The 13,864-nt window shown below is 44.8% G+C and carries 15 protein-coding genes; 7 read left to right on the forward strand and 8 right to left on the reverse strand.

Going from position 1 to position 13,864, the window contains the following annotated elements; genetic code table 11:
• Positions 1-25: 25 nt before the first annotated feature.
• Positions 26-832 carry a Cof-type HAD-IIB family hydrolase gene (locus tag A0126_RS14110; protein ID WP_088838166.1) on the forward strand — a complete coding sequence of 269 codons (807 nt, stop codon included), beginning with the start codon at positions 26-28 and terminating at the stop codon, positions 830-832.
• Between the two features lie 155 nt (positions 833-987).
• Here the strand turns inward: A0126_RS14110 and A0126_RS14115 are convergent, their stop codons facing one another.
• Positions 988-1,647: a uracil-DNA glycosylase gene (locus A0126_RS14115; RefSeq protein WP_088838167.1), complete on the reverse strand. Its 660-nt coding sequence runs from the start codon at positions 1,645-1,647 to the stop codon at positions 988-990.
• A gap of 81 nt (positions 1,648-1,728) precedes the next feature.
• Here A0126_RS14115 and A0126_RS14120 point away from each other — a divergent pair, with 81 nt between their 5' ends.
• Positions 1,729-2,451 (forward strand): WecB/TagA/CpsF family glycosyltransferase, encoded by a 723-nt coding sequence (locus A0126_RS14120; RefSeq protein WP_088838168.1) that lies wholly within the window; start codon positions 1,729-1,731, stop codon positions 2,449-2,451.
• Positions 2,452-2,500: 49 nt separating this feature from the next.
• On the opposite strand, the gene A0126_RS14125 is transcribed toward A0126_RS14120, so the two are convergent.
• Complete coding sequence (locus A0126_RS14125; protein ID WP_029332013.1) at positions 2,501-3,133, reverse strand: NAD(P)H-dependent oxidoreductase; 633 nt, start codon at positions 3,131-3,133, stop codon at positions 2,501-2,503.
• 171 nt (positions 3,134-3,304) lie between these two features.
• Complete coding sequence (locus tag A0126_RS14130; protein WP_088838529.1) at positions 3,305-3,763, reverse strand: MarR family winged helix-turn-helix transcriptional regulator; 459 nt, start codon at positions 3,761-3,763, stop codon at positions 3,305-3,307.
• Between the two features lie 170 nt (positions 3,764-3,933).
• On the opposite strand from A0126_RS14130, the gene A0126_RS14135 reads away from it, so the two are divergent.
• From A0126_RS14135 to A0126_RS19875, 3 genes are all read left to right on the forward strand, one after another.
• Positions 3,934-4,188, forward strand: a complete 255-nt coding sequence (locus A0126_RS14135; RefSeq protein ID WP_088838169.1) for a hypothetical protein — start codon at positions 3,934-3,936, stop codon at positions 4,186-4,188.
• A gap of 18 nt (positions 4,189-4,206) precedes the next feature.
• Positions 4,207-5,178 carry a LacI family DNA-binding transcriptional regulator gene (locus A0126_RS14140; protein WP_088838170.1) on the forward strand — a complete coding sequence of 324 codons (972 nt, stop codon included), beginning with the start codon at positions 4,207-4,209 and terminating at the stop codon, positions 5,176-5,178.
• Between the two features lie 244 nt (positions 5,179-5,422).
• Positions 5,423-5,512 (forward strand): IS3 family transposase, encoded by a 90-nt coding sequence (locus tag A0126_RS19875; RefSeq protein ID WP_369834796.1) that lies wholly within the window; start codon positions 5,423-5,425, stop codon positions 5,510-5,512.
• A gap of 76 nt (positions 5,513-5,588) precedes the next feature.
• On the opposite strand, the gene A0126_RS14145 is transcribed toward A0126_RS19875, so the two are convergent.
• From A0126_RS14145 to cbpA, 5 genes are all read right to left on the reverse strand, one after another.
• Complete coding sequence (locus tag A0126_RS14145) at positions 5,589-6,251, reverse strand: C40 family peptidase (RefSeq protein ID WP_088838171.1); 663 nt, start codon at positions 6,249-6,251, stop codon at positions 5,589-5,591.
• Between the two features lie 232 nt (positions 6,252-6,483).
• Complete coding sequence (locus A0126_RS14150; RefSeq protein ID WP_088838172.1) at positions 6,484-9,627, reverse strand: efflux RND transporter permease subunit; 3,144 nt, start codon at positions 9,625-9,627, stop codon at positions 6,484-6,486.
• A 38-nt stretch (positions 9,628-9,665) separates the two neighbouring features.
• Entirely contained in the window at positions 9,666-10,229 is a 564-nt protein-coding gene (locus A0126_RS14155) for a TetR/AcrR family transcriptional regulator (RefSeq protein WP_088838173.1), read from the reverse strand.
• Between the two features lie 174 nt (positions 10,230-10,403).
• Positions 10,404-11,168 carry a pyrroline-5-carboxylate reductase family protein gene (locus tag A0126_RS14160; protein WP_088838174.1) on the reverse strand — a complete coding sequence of 255 codons (765 nt, stop codon included), beginning with the start codon at positions 11,166-11,168 and terminating at the stop codon, positions 10,404-10,406.
• A gap of 64 nt (positions 11,169-11,232) precedes the next feature.
• On the reverse strand, positions 11,233-11,871 hold the full coding sequence (gene cbpA, locus A0126_RS14165) for a cyclic di-AMP binding protein CbpA (RefSeq protein WP_088838175.1): 639 nt from the start codon (positions 11,869-11,871) through the stop codon (positions 11,233-11,235).
• Positions 11,872-12,206: 335 nt separating this feature from the next.
• On the opposite strand from cbpA, the gene A0126_RS14170 reads away from it, so the two are divergent.
• The gene (locus tag A0126_RS14170; RefSeq protein WP_029332023.1) at positions 12,207-12,824 is read left to right on the forward strand and encodes a DUF47 domain-containing protein; all 618 of its coding nucleotides are present in this window, start codon (positions 12,207-12,209) and stop codon (positions 12,822-12,824) included.
• A gap of 16 nt (positions 12,825-12,840) precedes the next feature.
• Positions 12,841-13,845, forward strand: coding sequence for an inorganic phosphate transporter (locus A0126_RS14175; protein WP_088838176.1), 1,005 nt, complete (start codon positions 12,841-12,843; stop codon positions 13,843-13,845).
• The last annotated feature ends 19 nt before the right edge of the window (positions 13,846-13,864 follow it).

Genomic DNA, 13,864 nt, shown 5'->3' on the forward strand with positions numbered 1-13,864 from the left:
GATAATTGAAAGGGGCTTACACTGAATGGCTTACGAAATGATTGTGCTCGATCTTGATGATACATTGTTGACGAGCGACCATACGATTTCCAAAAAAACGAAACAGGCACTACTCGACGTACAACGTCGCGGAAAAAAAGTCGTCCTCGCGAGCGGACGACCTACTTATGCGATGACTGATTTAGCGAAGGAACTTGAACTTGAACGTTACGGAAGTTTCATCCTTAGTTTCAACGGTGCATCCATCATCAACTGTCAGACAAACGAATCACTGTTTTCGAGTACACTCAGCCCGGAAACGGTTCATGGGCTTTACGATTTAAGTCGTCGTGAAGGCATCTATATCCATACGTACGTCGGTCACGAAATTTTTACGGAGACACCGAACGAGTATACGACGCTTGAAGGTCAATTGACGGGGATGGACGTCATCACGGTACCGAACTTTAAAGCTTCCGTAACAGAGCCAGTCGTCAAATGTCTGATGCTTGCTGAAGAACAACGCTTAGCGGAAGTCGAACAACAACTTCAAGTCGAACTTGCGGGTCAACTCGCAGTCGCACGTTCTAAACCCTTCTTCCTTGAGTTCACAGAAGCTGGTGTGACGAAAGGTACGAGTTTGGAACTTCTCGCTCGTCACCTTGGTATTAAACAAGCAGACGTCATCGCCTGTGGGGACGGCAACAACGACTTATCGATGATTGAATGGGCAGGCCTCGGTGTTGCGATGGCAAATGCTGCCGATACCGTCAAAGAGCGCGCTCAGTATATGACGGCTTCAAACGATGAAGACGGCATCGCACTCGTCATCGAACAATTCATGATGGATTGAGTTTTCAGATGACGATGTGATAACTACAAAAAAGCCGAATGCCTTCCCGCACTCAAAAGGGGGAAATCATTCGCTTTTTTAGTGAACCTCCTACCCAAAACAGAATTCCCTGTTCGTTTATCAACCGTCTAATCCTGGTTAGGATATTTTCCGTTTCATGAGATACACCAATCAATCGGTTGGCGCCCTTGTTCTTCAAGCCACTGATTGACACGCGAATAAGGCCGACTCCCAAAAAAACCACGGTTCGCCGATAACGGACTCGGATGGACCGACTCCACTATCAGATGACGCGAGGTATCAATTAATACTTTCTTACTTTTTGCATGATTTCCCCAAAGAATAAACGCAATCGGTTCCTCCTGTGCACTGAGTACTTCGATTACTCGGTCAGTAAAGGGCTCCCAGCCCTTTTTAGCATGGGATCCGGCCTTCCCATCTTCGACCGTCAACGATGTATTCAAGAGGAACACCCCTTGATCCGACCACTTTTCGAGATTTCCAGTCGTTGGTTGCGTGCATCCTAAATCGGTTACAAGTTCTTTATACATGTTTCGTAACGACGGTGGAATCTTGACCCCGTCGTTCACGGAAAAGCTTAATCCGTTCGCTTGATTAGGTCCATGATAAGGATCCTGTCCTAAAATGACGCATCGAACGGCTGACGGTGCGACCGCATCAAACGCATGAAAAATCCGATCCTTCTCCGGATAAACCGTTGTCTCTTGATAGGCCGATTGAACGAACGACCAAAGTTGTTGAAAATATTCTTTTTCTTTTTCTTCTTTTAAAATCGTTTGCCAAGCAGGATGCATACAACTTCACTCCTTTTTCGGTCTTAGGACCCTGTTTGTTTAGATGGGTTCTGCTATGATGGAAAATGAGGTGGATTAACAATGATTCAAACAACAGAACTATTCGGGTTACCGTTCGTCAATGCCACACCATCGACATGGTATACCCATATTAAAACAGTCTTACACGACAATGAAAAAGCTTTTCTTGTGACGGCAAATCCTGAGCTCGTTCTCCGCTCTTTACGTGATCCGGAATACAACGTCATCTTGAAAAAAGCGACGTTCATCACACCAGACGGCATCGGTGTGACTGCCGCCAGTAAACGTCTAGGCAACCCGTTGCAGGCGACGCTTCCTGGAATTGAAACAGCACGGGAATTGTTGCGAACGGCTGACAATTTACACAAACGTGTCTTCTTACTCGGAGGTCGCCCGGAAGTCATGAAATCGTTGATTAAACAATTATCGATCCGTTTTCCGAATATCCAGTTCGTCGGGACATTTCATGGATTCGGTAAGGATCAGGAAGCTGCCGACGCCATTCGCTCTGCACAGGCTGATTTAATCCTTGTCGCGCTCGGAGCACCCAAGCAGGAGCAATGGATTGCTTCCGTTTATGATCTCGTCGATCGCGGCATCTTCATCGGGGTCGGTGGTGCCTTCGATGTTTGGTCCGGTCATAGCAAACGAGCCCCTAAAGTGTTCCGCAAACTAAAACTAGAATGGCTTTACCGTATTTCGACACACCCTCGCGGTTTCGAGAAACTGAAGGACCTCGTTTTGTTTGCATTGCTTGTTCTACGTAAAAAATCACACATCTAATCAAAAAAATCCCTTCGTCCAGTCATTCGGACGAAGGGATTTTTTTAACTTACGCGTTGACCGTTGAGAACGCACGACCTAGTTCTTTCGCTTTTGCGATTGCTTCTTCTTTGATTTCTTCTGCTTTTTCTGGGTTCATCGCCATACCTTCGATGAAGAGCGCGTCGTATTCAGTCACACCTGTGAATGCGAGTGCTTGACGGAGATAATCGTCACCGAAGTTCAAACCAGAACCTGTGTAAACGCCGCCTGTTGCTTGGATGTGGAGTGCTTTTTTACCTTCCATCAATCCTTTTGGACCTTCAGCTGTGTAGGCAAATGTTTTTCCAGCAAGAAGAACGCTGTCGATGTACATTTTGAGACGTGCCGGGAATGAGAAGTTCCACATTGGTGTAACGAAAACATATTCGTCAGCTGCCATGAACTGCTCGAGGTGTTTCGTCATTGTCCCGACTTTAGCGATTTCGACTTCTGAAAGCTCTTCACCTGTCGCGAATTTGCCCCATGCACTTAATACGTCTGTATCGATTTCTTGGACGTCTTCGCTGTAGAGGTTAAGTACTTCTACTTCTGCATTCGGGTTTGCTGCTTTATAGCTTTCAAGGAACGCTTCACCTGTTTGAAGGCTGAACGAATGTTCCGTAGATTTTGGGTTTACAGTTACATAAAGTAATTTAGTCATTTTTATTTCCCCTTTTTATTTAAAGTAATTTCTGTAACTAAACATACCAACATCATTTTCATTTGTCAATTCGTTTGATTTCAAAGTATTAACTCTATGAAAAGACAAACAAAAAAGATGAAATCTCACCTTTCGGTGACATTCCATCTAGATTGAATGGATCGGCTGGCATTACGCTTTTTCAGAATGCGTATAATTATCTGCCCGGTACCCGACTCGTTTAAGTTGATCAATCAATTGTTCTTTTTCGCTAACCGTCAAGTCGCTGAATAAGTCCATCAAAAATGCTTCATGTTTCGGGAACGTTTCTTCCATCAACGCTTGACCTGCCTCAGTCAACGTACCGAATGTGACGCGACGGTCTGTCGGGCAAGATTTGCGTGCTAGTAGTCCACGATTTTCAAGTTTATCTACTACGTAAGTGACACTTCCACTCGTCAATAAAATCTTGTCGCCGATTTGCTGGAGCGGTGTATCGCCTTTATGATACAACAACTCAAGCACACCAAATTCTGAAGGATTCAATTGATGGGTCTTGATGTCTGCTTTTACTTGTTCCGTCACAGCATGCATCGTTCGCGATAAGACTACGAGCAATTTTAGTGCTAGTTTCGAATCTGTCGCTTCCATTTTACGTTCGCCCCTCTTTATCTTGATTCGCAAATAATCATAGTCCTCTTTTTTACATTGGTCAATTGCGGTCAAAATCCTCATGCCTTCTTCCTCTTGAAATTGTTCTTGCCGTGGAACGCGTTCCATAGTCTATCGTCATGGTATACACTACTAAGGAGGTCTTCTATATGTCGCTTCATACACGACTAAAACGTCTCTACAAATGGAACGTCGCCTTCGAACTTGCGATTGAGCAGCTCGGGACGCCGACCGGTTATTACCTTTGCAAACATACCTTGATTGAACAATATCCCCATTTAACACCGGCTGAAAAAATGAAGCTTCTCGAAAGAATTACGGAGCAAATCGAACGCTCTGATTCGTCGTCCGGACCGATCACGAAGCAACACTGGATTCAACTCGAACAACAACTATCTAGCTAAGGATAGGAGGGATTTTGAATGACGAACATTCGTGACTTGGCTCACGAAGCAAACGTTTCCGTGACGACGGTTTCACGCGTCCTCAACGATCATCCTTATGTCGCTGAAGAAAAACGGCGTGCCGTCAAAGAAGCCATTTTAAAGCTCGGCTACATCAGAAATCAGACAGCTGTCCATCTCTCGACTGGACGAACGAAAACGATTGGCGTCATGTTACCGTTCGTCGACCATCCCTATCATGCCGCGATTCTTCAAGGAATCGCTAAAAGTGCCTTCGAGGACGCCTATCGCTTTTTAACGTGGCAAACGAACTATTTCGAAGAACATGAACGAACTGTTTTACGCGCGCTTGCGCAACGTGAAGTCGATGGCTTAATCATCGTCTCACACAGTCTTGCCGTCTCTGAAATTCTTTCGTACGAACAATACGGTCCAATTGTCTTTTGCGAGTTGCATGAATATGTCTCATCCGTCTATATCAATCATTACACTGCGTTTTGTAAAGGCTTGACGGCACTCCAGCAACTCGGTCACCACCAGATCGGTATTTGCCTTGGACGGGCTGATAGTACGAATAGCCGCGCCCGCAAGCAAGCCTATCACGACCTCGTCGAACCTAATTCGAATGATTGGGTGTATGAGCAAACGTTGACGATTGAAGATGGTACCCGCGTCGCCGAACATTGGCTCAGTCAGAAACAGCGCCCTTCCGCTATCATGACGACGAGTGACCACGTCGCTGCCGGACTGATCATCGCGCTCAGAAAACGAGGGTACCGTATCCCGGAGGACCTATCTGTTATCGGATTCGATGGCAGTGACCTCGCAGAAGTGCTCGATTTGACAACGATTGCGATTCCGTATGCGTTAATTGGTCAACAAGCTTTTTCGCTCGTAACGCGTGATGTCACGAATCAACCGTTACAAATCGAAATCCCGGCAACCCTTCGGATGGGGAATACTGCGGCACAGCTTCCCTTTGCCGATTGAGAATGAGAACTAAAACACCCGCTTCTTGTCTCGCACTGAACTGAACCCTAAATGGTGGACACTTGATAAAAGACCCCATTCGGGGTTTTTTGTGTTCAGAGATATCGATATACTGTATCTATTCAATTCATACGGGAGGACTATTTATGAACAGACGTACCTTTAATCCAGATCAAATCAGACAACTTGAAGCGAATCCCCACGTAGCCTCGGTATCGGATCGCACCATCCAATACAAGGGAGAATTCAAGATTTACGCAATAGCGAACGAAGACAATGGAAACTACAAAAGATGACTCCGGCACAATACCGAAGCCATCTCATAGCAGCTTAAACAATAAAGGTGCTTTTATTAAATTGTCCAAACTATAGGGCGCAGTTCAGCACAAGAGCGGGTGTTTGTCTTGTTCTTATAAAGTTCCTGCCGCGACGTAACGCGATCCCCAATACCCACCGCGGAATGATTCTTTGACGACTTGACCATAATACGAGTTAGCATTGATCATCGTCGAACCATCGACTGCAATACCGACGTGCTGGATGCCACTGCCATGCGTGAAGAACACGAGATCCCCGGCTGCTGGTGCCGTCCGTTTCGTTGCTGCATATTGTGAGGCTGCCGTACGTGGTAAAGATTTACCGAGCGCACGGTAAACGTAACTTGTGAATCCAGAACAATCAAAGCTCGTCGGACCCGTTGCACCAAAGACATATGGACGTCCTTTTAACCCTTCAGCGACAGATACAATCGTCGCACCTGTTTTTGAGAGTCCCGCTGTTGCTTTTTTATTGTAGCTCTTCGTGTACATCGCAGCGATGTACGCTGTCTTACCTTGATAACGCAACCGATACCAGTTGTTTGAGGTTTTGCTCGTGACAGTGACTGACTGGCCGAGCTTCAGCTGACCGAGTTTCTTCCCACTGACCGTGGCTTTCGAACGGATATTCAACACATCGACTGAAACGACTACTTTTTTTACCGATGCTGCTTTGGTTGCTTGTGGGACGGAACTCCAACTGCTAACGACTAATGTCACGAGTATAAATAAACGGATCCAGAGCGATACTTTCATCTTTTACTAATCCCCTTTTAAGTAAAGTTGACGGTTATGTAAAACGAATTAAATTGTCAGATAATTTCTGTTTTTATCCTATCATTTTGATTCCATCGCTCGTGTTACAGTTTATTGACAGGAATGCCTTCCTGTAATACTTTTGTAACAAAATAAAAAAAACAGGTTATAGAACGGCTTTATGAAGCCATTCTATAATTCCTGTTTCAGAGAGGTTTTTGTTTGAAATCAATTAATCGATTGACTTCTTTTTCCGAAAACGTGCTAAGAACTCATAGACAATCGGGACGATGAGAAGTGTGAGTAACGTCGAACTCGTTAACCCACCAATGACCGTGACCCCAAGTCCTTTCGAAATCAACGCGCCGCCTTCTAGACCGAGGGCGAGTGGTGATAAGGCACCAATTGTTGCGAGTGCCGTCATCAAGATAGGACGAAGTCGTGTGCCTGCTGCATCGAGCAGGGCCTCACGTGTCGCTAGACCTTCATTTTCCTTATGAATGACACGGTCAATCAAGACGATTGCATTCGTGACAACGATTCCGATCAACATCAAGGCTCCGATTAGTGAGGAAACCGAGATCGTTTCGCCAGTAATCAATAGGGCGAGTAAACCACCGATGATTGCGAACGGAAGTGAGAACAAGATGACGAGCGGCGTCAATGCTCCACCGAAAGTCACGACAAGAACGAGATAGACGATCGCGACTGCTGCTGCCATCGCAAGACCAAGTTGTGTGAACGATTCTTGAATCTGCTCCGTCACCCCACCGACTTTGTAAGAAACACCTGTCGGAAGGTCAATTGTTTTGACAGCATCGTCAATTGCTTGTGATGCTTCCGTCGCTTTATCTGTTTTCAGTTCTGCCGTCACGGTTGCGACGAGTTTCCCGTCTCGTTCATTTAACGAGTCCGGTGTCGTGCCTTTTTTGACAGAGACGAAATCAGATAACTTTTTAACACCGAGCGGCGTCGTGATATCGGCTTCTTCTAAATCATCAATCGAGTCGTACGTCGTTTGTTCGTTTGGTACGATGACGTCCAATTCTTTCCCGTCTACTTTTATAGTAGAAAGTGGTTTTTCGACGCCTTGCACGTTAGCGATTCCTTGCGCGAGTTGGGCTGTCGACACACCGAACTCGGCAGCTTTTTGTTGGTCGACTTCAAACGTGTACTGCGTATATGAATCTTTTAAGTCGGTCGTTACCTTCCGAACGTATTTTGATTCACCTTCGATTGCTTTAACGAACTTCGGTGTGATCGTTTCTAGATCTTCGATTGAATTCGCGAAGACTGAATACGAAACACCAGATGAACCGGCACCACCACTGAAGTCTTGTTCTTTCCATTCTCCAGTCGGGATGGCTTCATTCAAGTCTTTCACTGCCTGTTGTTTCACGTCTGCGAATTCCTCTGTATCTGGATCATACTGGGCGATGAAGACCGCTTGTTTCGTATTTCCCGGATTAAGTGGATTTTCGCCTCCTACCGTGAACTGGAGATTGTCGATATTCTTTTGTTTATCAAAATAAGCTTCAGCTTGATCCGCTGCCTCAAGCGAGTCATCAAGCGTTTGACCTGGTTCCGGATTATACGTCACATAAAACGTTTTTTCACTCTCTTGATTCAAGAAGTTGACCCCAATCGCCGGTACGAGAGCAAAGCTTCCGACAAGCATTAAGACTGCAAGACCGAAGACGATTAATTTATGGTTCAAGGACCAGTTCAACACGCCACGGTACCAGCTCGCTAATTTCCCGCCATCTTCTTTTTCCGGTTTCGGTGCTTTCCCACGTTTGAACAGTGAGTCAGCAAACATCGGTACGACTGTTACGGCAACAATCAGCGATGCGAATAATGCAAAGACAACTGTCAGTGCGAACGGCAGGAACAGTTCACCAACAAATCCTGTTACGAACCCGAGTGGTAAGAAAACAGCAATCGTCACGATTGTTGATGATGCGACCGGAATGAACACTTCACGTGTTGCATCGATGATTAAGGCTTTACCTTTAAGTTTTTCGCCGGGATCCGTTAAGCGACGATAAATATTTTCGATGACGACGATCGAATCATCGACGACACGACCGATTGCGACCGTCATCGCACCAAGTGTCATGATGTTCAACGAGATATCCATCTGTTTCAAGACAAGAATCGCCATCAGTAACGACAACGGAATCGAAATGACTGCAATGATTGTCGATTTAAAGTTGCGTAAAAATAAAAGGATGATGATGATCGCAAATAATGCACCAATCAAGGCTTTACTGATCATCGTTGAGACAGACTCTTCAATCGGTTTTCCTTGGTCGAGTGTGACTGACGTTTTGACCGATCCGTTTTCTTTTTCAAAATCTTGAATCGTTTCTTTGACGGCAGTGACGACATCGACGGTATTCGCATCCTGTGATTTCGTCACTTGAATTCCGATTGAACGTTCACCGTTCGACCGCGAAATCGATTCTTCGATTCCTTTATCTTCTACTTTTGCGAGCTCAGACAATTTAACAGTCGGGACTTGTGTTGGTGTTGGCGCTTGTCCTTCTGTTGGTGCTTGTCCTTCTGTTGGCGCTTGTGGCGTCGTCGGAGCTTGTGAAGGAGCTGCCGGTGTATCGCTTGCTGCCTGTTGCGGCGTATAAGGCAAACGAAGATTTTTTAATTCCGTGACCGTCGTAGCTTTTCCATCAAGCACAACAGCTTGCTCTTTGTCACCAAGCTCGTATAAGCCGAGTGCTAAACGCGAATCATTCGCTTGAATCAGTTGCTTGACGTTATCTTCTGTCAATCCATATTGCTGTAGCTTTTCATCATCGAATCGAATTTCAATCCGACGAATCTCTTGCCCAGCGATTTGAACCGTTTGAGCGCCTTCGATCCCTTCAAGTTTCGGTTGAAGTTCTGTCTCGACGAGCTTCGTCAACTCGGAGAGTGAACGTTTTTCGTCTGATACTGCGAAACCGACAACGGGGAAAGCATCGAATGAAATCCGTGAGACATTTGGTTCTTGCGCGCCTTCTGGTAATTCAACATTCGCTAATGCTTCTTTGACTTGTTGTTCTGCTTCATCCATATCCGTACTGAAGCTGTAGTCGATTTGTAGATTTGAGGCGTTTTGGAAAGATGTCGATCGGACCGTCTCGACGCCTCCTAGATTTTCGACCTTACTTTCGAGTTCTCGACTGACTTCATCAAGGACTTGTTCAGGCGTCGCCCCTGGATAAATCGTCGTTACCGAAACAGTCGGTGTCGTAATGTCTGGTAGCGTTTCGAGTTTCATCGTCGTTCCTGCATAAATCCCAGCGACGGTGATGATGATCGTCAGCAACCAAAGAGCAAATTTATTATTCACTGAAAATTGAATGATACGCTTCATGGTAATTATTCGCCTTCTCTCTGTTTTTTATTTCATATTTACTCTTTATCTGAAGCTTGGTCGATTTCGCGCGCCCGTTTTAATAGACGCTCGACCAATTGTTGACGCTCTGCTTTTGACGGCTGAGCGAACTTAAAGTGCTCCGACATTTTCAACCCATCTAATACGAATCGAATCATCATCGCTTCGACCGGATCAGCGCTCTCCATCAATTGATTAAAGAACTGATTAACTTGCTTTTTTCGTTCTTCGACAAACGCTTCATTTTCTTTCAAGAACGATAACAAAAACAAGACCGTATCGATATCCAAGTGAAACTCTTCCTCGTGATTCGCTTGTAACGTGACAAACGCTTCCATCTGACCTAAACCTTGATCCAGATATTCTTGATACTGCTTAAACTGACGGGATTCTTGTTCTTCAATCACACCCATCAGCAACTCTTCTTTAGAAGCGAAATGATACAATAAGCCACCCTTAGAAACATTCGCTTGTTTCGCGACTTCTTCTAACGTCAATTGCGGAAACCCACGGCTCATCATGACTTGAACAGTCGCGTCAGTGATTCGCCGTCTCGTTTCTAACGCTTTCGCACTAACCATACGTTACCTCCTTTCTTTTACTATACCGTCCAGACGGTTTATTTCTTCACTATACGAATTTTCATTTGATAATGCAACCGTCAATGCATGTTTCACGTGAAACGTTTTCAATTTTTACGAAAAAAGACACATTCTCGTCTGAACCGTAACGGAATATGCCTAAAGTCGTTCGATTTACGCTTCGCGTGCACTCTCACTTAATGCCGCTCGCATTATTTTCTTCAATTCATGCGTACGTAACACTTGAACCCCACGATCAGTTGGTCCACCCTCCGCCGCGACATCATCAATCAATGCCTCAGTCGGTCGATCGTCTTGAAGCAAAAGTTCGGCCGACCCTTTCATTGCTTGGGCGATGATCCGTCGCGCTTGTTGTGCTTCAAATCCGGCTTCCGTCAAAACAGGAGTCATCGCACCTACGATTTCATAGAAGAAAGCCGGACTGCAGCCAGCAGCAGCCATTAAGAACGGCATAGTCGTTTCATCCGTTTCTACTACCTCGCCGACGCGTAGAAAAAGTTCCGTCGCCAATTGTTTTTGTTCCATCGCTACTTGATGACCAAACCAAAGCCCTGTCATCCCTGTCCGAAAAGCGACCGGTGTATTCGGCATCGCACAGACTGCACCGCAACCTGATATCTGTTCAATTTCATCCGGTGTGATATGTGCTGCGACAGAAACAAGCAGTTGATTCGTCCACTCATGACGCTCTACGTATTCCAGTACGCCGTCAGGTTGCATGGCTAAGACGACGATATCGAATGACTCGATATTCTCTTCTTCAATGATTTGAACACCATGTTCATTAGCGAGCTCTGATAAACGCTTACGATCTGCACGATTCGTCATCGTAATTGATTCGGGCGCAATTCCTGAATCAATCCATCCTTTGACCAACGATTCACTCATCGATCCTGCACCAACCATTAAAATGTTCATAACGTTCCTCCCACAACAAAAAAGGACCTGTTGTGCCAGGTCCTTTTCGTATTTTCCTTTTTAATTATACACGAAGTTCCAAGTCTTCGACAGCGACGACACGAAGCCCTTTTTCGTTCAATTTCTTCACGATTTTATTTTTTGTTTTCTCATCACAATCAAGCGGAAGGGTAATGAGAACACGACGCATGACACTACTTTTGGCATCAAGTGTCATGAGACTAGCAACCGTCGAGTATTTGTTGACGATTTTTGCGATTTTTTCAAGAGCACCTTTTTGTTCACTCAGTGCGATCGTCAACACGTAACTTCCTGAATCACGATTCCATGCCTCTTCCAACATCCCAAGCATTTTCCCGTGCGGTAAAATACCAAAGAATTGACCGTCATCATTTAGTACAGCGATGTATGGTAATTCTTTGATCGAAAAGAAGACTTCAAAGAAATTGCTTGCTGTATAGATGAATTTTGATGTGTTCTTAATGAGTGTCATGACATTGTCATCTAAACTGCCACCATTCATCCCATGGCGATAAATATGCATTTTATAGATATTTCCTTTAAATTCTTGACCTGACTGGTCGAGTACAGGTACGCAACGATATCCTGTATCTTCTAACGTCTTTAACGCTTCACGAAGCGTTGCCGTCTCTGAAATCTTGATACATTGGTGTTTTGGTATACATAAACTTTGCACGAGCATACAAAACGTCCTCCTCTATTTCACTTTGTGTTGTAACCTACTTCTTTATCCTTTGTACTTATTCGTTCTGTTATACATTTTTCCTGCTTCTCTTCTATTCCCTACTATTACAATAACAAAAACACAGATAAAACCCATTGAATACAAAGAAAATAGTCTTGAAAAATCTTTATCCAGATTATTTATTAATTTATCAACCCTATTAACTTTAAGTTTTATTAAGTTTTCGTAAACGCGGTACATAGTTGTATTCTTTTACAATAACGTCTGATACAATCGAACTCGTGAAGTTACTTCACTATTCTATTCTTGTTCTTAATATGGAGGCAGAAGAAATGTTTAGTAAAAAACAAGATCCATTCGCAGTGAAATTATCCGAGATTGCCGGACACTTGCAACAGACGTCTCAGTTTTTCGTTGATTTTAAAATCAATGGTATTGCGGACGTTAAAGAATTCGCGCATAAAGTCAAAGACTTTGAAACGGCTGGTGACGACTTGATGCACCAATTGATCATCGACTTGAACAATGCATTCATCACACCGATTGATCGCGAAGACTTGCTTGCACTCGCGAACTCACTGGATGATGTACTCGATGGATTTGAAGAATGTTCCGCGATTTTTGAGATTTATAACATCGTCCGTGCCGACGAACATATGATTAAATTCGTCGATGAGATTCATATCGCCGTCAACGAACTCGCTTTAGCGATGGACCTTCTTGTCGCACGTAAGCTTCAACCGATGCGTGAACATGTCATCAAAGTAAAAGAACAAGAAACGATTTGTGACGACTTACGTCGTAAATCAATCAAAGCATTGTTCGCGACTGAAACTGATCCAATTAAAATCATTCAATATAAAGAAATCTATGAATCGCTCGAATCAATCGCCGATTACTGCCAGGACGCAGCAAACGTCATTGAAACGATCATCATGAAAAACGCATAAGTGAGGAGCTAACGAGATGGATAGTCTGTTTATCATCACCGCTATAATCGTGATTCTCGCACTTGGCTTCGATTTCATTAATGGTTTCCACGATACGGCGAACTCGATCGCGACTTCAGTGTCGACTCGTGCATTGAAACCACGTCACGCCATTATCCTTGCTGCGACGATGAACTTTTTAGGGGCAATCACATTTACTGGAGTCGCTAAGACGATTTCCGGGGACATTGTTGACCCGTCAACACTAGAACACGGAAGTTATGTCGTCATCGCTGCTCTCCTCTCTGCGATTGCTTGGAATCTATTGACGTGGTACTTCGGTATTCCGTCCAGTTCTTCGCATACGTTGATTGGTTCGATTGCCGGTGCTGCGGTTGCTTCAGTCGGATTCGGCGGTATTGAAACAAAAGGCTTCTTAAAAATCGTCCAAGCCTTATTGATTTCGCCAATCCTTGCTTTTACACTCGGTTTTCTCGTCTACGGCATTTTTAAAGTAGTTTTCAAAAAAGGGAACTTGGCGAAGACGAATCGTCGCTTCCGTCATATGCAGATTGCGACTGCAGCCCTTCAATCATATACACACGGAACGAATGATGCGCAAAAAGCGATGGGGATCATCACCCTCGCCCTGATTTCTTCTGGTTTTCAGACCGATCATGATGTGGCCCTTTGGGTAAAACTCTCTTGTGCCATCGCGATGGGACTCGGGACGTCTGTCGGTGGATGGCGGATCATCAAAACAGTTGGTGGTCAAATCATGAAAATTCGTCCTGTCAACGGCGTAGCGGCTGACTTGACGTCTGCTGCCATCATCTTTGGTGCGACGGCGATTCACCTTCCTGTATCAACAACGCATGTGATTTCCTCTGCCATCATGGGTGTCGGAACATCGCATCGTAAAAAAGGCGTTAAATGGGGTACGGCTAAACGAATGCTGATCACATGGGTCATCACATTACCGATTTCGATGGCATTCGCCGCTCTGATTTATACGATTCTTGATTTTCTTTTCATTAAATAGTCTCGTCCCCCACTCGTTC

This window comes from Exiguobacterium sp. N4-1P (assembly GCF_002214325.1).

Coding starts and splice junctions, on each gene's coding strand:
- A0126_RS14110 (WP_088838166.1), top strand. CDS start 26: ATGGCTTACGAAATGATTGTGCTCGATCTTGATGATACATTGTTGACG.
- A0126_RS14115 (WP_088838167.1), bottom strand. CDS start 1,647: ATGCATCCTGCTTGGCAAACGATTTTAAAAGAAGAAAAAGAAAAAGAA.
- A0126_RS14120 (WP_088838168.1), top strand. CDS start 1,729: ATGATTCAAACAACAGAACTATTCGGGTTACCGTTCGTCAATGCCACA.
- A0126_RS14125 (WP_029332013.1), bottom strand. CDS start 3,133: ATGACTAAATTACTTTATGTAACTGTAAACCCAAAATCTACGGAACAT.
- A0126_RS14130 (WP_088838529.1), bottom strand. CDS start 3,763: ATGGAAGCGACAGATTCGAAACTAGCACTAAAATTGCTCGTAGTCTTA.
- A0126_RS14135 (WP_088838169.1), top strand. CDS start 3,934: ATGTCGCTTCATACACGACTAAAACGTCTCTACAAATGGAACGTCGCC.
- A0126_RS14140 (WP_088838170.1), top strand. CDS start 4,207: ATGACGAACATTCGTGACTTGGCTCACGAAGCAAACGTTTCCGTGACG.
- A0126_RS14145 (WP_088838171.1), bottom strand. CDS start 6,251: ATGAAAGTATCGCTCTGGATCCGTTTATTTATACTCGTGACATTAGTC.
- A0126_RS14150 (WP_088838172.1), bottom strand. CDS start 9,627: ATGAAGCGTATCATTCAATTTTCAGTGAATAATAAATTTGCTCTTTGG.
- A0126_RS14155 (WP_088838173.1), bottom strand. CDS start 10,229: ATGGTTAGTGCGAAAGCGTTAGAAACGAGACGGCGAATCACTGACGCG.
- A0126_RS14160 (WP_088838174.1), bottom strand. CDS start 11,168: ATGAACATTTTAATGGTTGGTGCAGGATCGATGAGTGAATCGTTGGTC.
- cbpA (WP_088838175.1), bottom strand. CDS start 11,871: ATGCTCGTGCAAAGTTTATGTATACCAAAACACCAATGTATCAAGATT.
- A0126_RS14170 (WP_029332023.1), top strand. CDS start 12,207: ATGTTTAGTAAAAAACAAGATCCATTCGCAGTGAAATTATCCGAGATT.
- A0126_RS14175 (WP_088838176.1), top strand. CDS start 12,841: ATGGATAGTCTGTTTATCATCACCGCTATAATCGTGATTCTCGCACTT.